This window comes from Acinetobacter sp. YH12046, from assembly GCF_013419905.1.
GTDB lineage: Bacteria > Pseudomonadota > Gammaproteobacteria > Pseudomonadales > Moraxellaceae > Acinetobacter.
In genome coordinates this window covers 1-2,958 of record NZ_VOZF01000064.1, presented here as the reverse complement: position 1 = coordinate 2,958, position 2,958 = coordinate 1, and the positions used below count along the sequence as shown (strand labels likewise).

At 36.8% G+C, this 2,958-nt stretch carries 2 protein-coding genes; both read left to right on the top strand.

The window, feature by feature from the left end:
* Positions 1–398 precede the first annotated feature (398 nt).
* Positions 399–1,874, top strand: a complete 1,476-nt coding sequence (gene msr(E) / locus FTU03_RS15805; protein ID WP_000052512.1) for an ABC-F type ribosomal protection protein Msr(E) — start codon at positions 399–401, stop codon at positions 1,872–1,874.
* Positions 1,875–1,929: 55 nt separating this feature from the next.
* On the top strand, positions 1,930–2,814 hold the full coding sequence (locus FTU03_RS15800) for an Mph(E) family macrolide 2'-phosphotransferase (RefSeq protein ID WP_000155092.1): 885 nt from the start codon (positions 1,930–1,932) through the stop codon (positions 2,812–2,814).
* The last annotated feature ends 144 nt before the right edge of the window (positions 2,815–2,958 follow it).

The following is a 2,958-nucleotide window of genomic DNA, read 5'->3' as shown; positions in this document are numbered from 1 at the left end:
TTAAAATAAGCCTTATATCCAAGCATAAAACAAGGTTGTCTAGACTTCTTTTAACAGTAAAGTTATCATAAAACTGAATTTTATTTTTTAGGTAAGTTTATGCATTCTATCCGCATTCGTTAAGACACAACTATTTGCATAGTGACACTATTTTATAATGGTGGGCTTTTGTTGTGTCTTTAAGAATATATGCGGATATATAAAGTAAAAGTATGCTTAATTTATAAGTATGCTTTTAGTGCATAGTTTCCAGTTATAACTTAATTGACTAGCTATTTGTCCACCCTGTGGATGAATAGCTTTTTTTTTGGGAGGACACTGTGATGCTAGCTTTTGTTTTCACCTAAATCCTGTTTGCTGCATAAAAAATTTCAAGAGCTAAACAGGAGTAAATAAAAATGAGTTTAATTATTAAAGCGAGAAACATACGCTTGGATTATGCTGGGCGTGATGTTTTGGATATTGATGAATTGGAAATTCACTCTTATGACCGTATTGGTCTTGTGGGTGATAACGGAGCAGGAAAGAGTAGTTTACTCAAAGTACTTAATGGCGAAATTGTTTTAGCCGAAGCGACATTACAGCGTTTTGGTGATTTTGCACATATCAGCCAACTGGGCGGAATCGAAATAGAAACGGTCGAAGACCGGGCAATGTTATCTCGCCTTGGTGTTTCCAATGTACAAAACGACACAATGAGTGGCGGAGAGGAAACTCGTGCAAAAATTGCTGCCGCATTTTCCCAACAAGTACATGGCATTCTAGCGGATGAACCAACCAGCCACCTTGATCTCAATGGAATAGATCTACTTATTGGTCAACTTAAAGCATTTGATGGAGCATTACTTGTTATCAGTCATGACCGATATTTTCTTGATATGGTTGTAGACAAGATATGGGAGTTAAAAGACGGTAAAATTACGGAATATTGGGGTGGTTACTCGGATTACTTGCGTCAAAAAGAAGAAGAGCGACAACACCAAGCCGTAGAATATGAGCTGATGATGAAGGAACGGGAGCGATTAGAATCTGCTGTGCAAGAAAAACGCCAGCAAGCTAATCGATTAGACAATAAGAAAAAAGGAGAAAAATCCAAAAACTCTACCGAAAGTGCTGGACGACTTGGGCATGCAAAAATGACTGGCACCAAGCAAAGAAAACTGTATCAGGCAGCTAAGAGTATGGAAAAGCGTTTGGCTGCATTAGAAGATATTCAAGCACCAGAGCATTTGCGTTCTATTCGTTTTCGTCAAAGTTCAGCCCTAGAACTGCACAATAAGTTCCCGATTACGGCAGATGGTCTGAGCTTAAAATTTGGTAGCCGTACTATCTTTGATGACGCTAACTTTATAATACCGCTTGGCGCTAAAGTCGCTATAACTGGATCGAATGGAACAGGGAAAACGTCCTTGTTAAAAATGATATCAGAACGTGCTGATGGATTAACCATATCTCCAAAAGCTGAAATTGGCTACTTTACACAAACAGGATATAAATTTAACACGCATAAATCTGTGCTCTCCTTTATGCAGGAAGAGTGCGAGTACACAGTTGCGGAAATTCGTGCAGTATTGGCTTCAATGGGGATCGGAGCGAATGATATTCAAAAAAACTTATCCGACTTATCGGGAGGTGAAATCATCAAACTGCTTTTATCCAAAATGCTTTTAGGAAAATATAATATTTTGCTTATGGATGAACCAGGAAACTATCTTGACCTAAAAAGTATTGCCGCATTAGAAACAATGATGAAGTCCTATGCAGGAACTATTATCTTCGTATCTCATGACAAGCAATTGGTCGATAATATTGCTGACATTATCTACGAGATCAAAGACCACAAAATCATCAAGACTTTTGAGAGAGATTGTTAATGATAGCCAATCTAATCCGAACATTAATTATTGAACTCTTTAAAGGAAATTAAAAATGACAATTCAAGATATTCAATCACTTGCTGAAGCACACGGCTTGTTGCTTACGGACAAAATGAATTTCAATGAAATGGGCATTGATTTTAAGGTCGTTTTTGCTCTTGATACAAAGGGGCAACAATGGTTGCTGCGTATTCCTCGTCGTGATGGCATGAGGGAACAAATCAAGAAAGAAAAACGCATTTTAGAATTGGTAAAAAAACATCTTTCTGTAGAGGTTCCTGATTGGAGAATTTCATCTACAGAATTAGTGGCTTATCCCATACTTAAAGATAATCCTGTTTTAAATTTGGATGCTGAAACCTATGAAATAATTTGGAATATGGACAAAGATAGCCCGAAATACATAACATCTTTGGCAAAAACCTTATTTGAAATCCATAGTATTCCTGAAAAAGAAGTTCGGGAAAATGATTTGAAAATTATGAAACCTTCAGATTTAAGACCTGAAATAGCAAACAATTTGCAGTTAGTAAAATCTGAAATTGGTATAAGTGAGCAATTGGAAACCCGCTACAGAAAATGGTTGGATAATGATGTTCTATGGGCAGATTTCACCCAATTTATACATGGCGATTTATATGCTGGGCATGTACTAGCTTCAAAGGATGGAGCTGTTTCAGGCGTTATTGATTGGTCAACAGCCCATATAGATGACCCAGCGATTGATTTTGCTGGGCATGTAACTTTGTTTGGAGAAGAAAGCCTCAAAACTCTAATCATCGAGTATGAAAAACTAGGGGGTAAAGTTTGGAATAAACTATATGAACAGACTTTAGAAAGAGCAGCGGCCTCTCCTTTGATGTATGGTTTATTTGCCTTAGAAACTCAAAATGAAAGCCTTATCGTTGGAGCAAAAGCTCAGTTGGGAGTTATATAATTTAAAAATATGATTGCTGAGAACTGCCTTGTTTTGAAACTTGGTTGGCTTTAATTAGTTTTTAGTATTCTTTATAGAAAATGCCTCGATCAAGGGGCATTTCTAACAATCATTTAACATAAAATTTCTTATGTGAAGTAACCT